This window comes from Halorubrum aidingense JCM 13560 (genome assembly GCF_000336995.1).
GTDB lineage: Archaea > Halobacteriota > Halobacteria > Halobacteriales > Haloferacaceae > Halorubrum > Halorubrum aidingense.
This window is the reverse complement of the sequence record NZ_AOJI01000009.1, coordinates 1-434: the sequence shown is the minus strand read 5'-3', so window position 1 is coordinate 434 and position 434 is coordinate 1. Positions and strand designations below refer to the sequence as shown.

1 protein-coding gene is annotated in these 434 nt (G+C 59.0%); it reads left to right on the top strand.

Annotated elements, in window-relative coordinates; genetic code table 11:
* Positions 1-101: 101 nt before the first annotated feature.
* A complete protein-coding gene (locus C461_RS01225) occupies positions 102-311 on the top strand; it encodes a hypothetical protein (protein WP_004052064.1) in 210 nt (69 codons plus the stop codon).
* Positions 312-434: the final 123 nt, after the last annotated feature.

Here is a 434-nt window from a genome sequence, read left to right as displayed (position 1 = left end):
GTCGGTGACGTTTCCTCATTCTTCCAGAGTAGCGACCTCTGGGGCTTGGTCTACGTCGGCATCACGAGCACGGCCGGGTTCGCTGCGGGGTGGATGCTCTAATGGTGGACCTTGACCTTGACCTAGAGACGGTCGCCACACTTGGCGCGTCGGTTGGTGCTCTCGACGCCGGACTATCCGCGGGCGCAGACATCACGATTTTATCCGACCTGCTTGGTGGCAGTCTTGAAATAGGGCTGATTGTGGTTGGTGCAGCCGGTGGGTCTCTCATCGCAGACCGGCTCGGACTCGTTGAGGTGTTTGATTCGTGACTCTCGTTCGGAGGGTCATGGTTATGCTGCTCGTTGGAATCGTCATCACGACCGCCGCCACGAGCGGCGTGGTTCCAGGGTCATCTCCCTGTCTCTTATACACATCTCTGAGCGGGCTGGCAA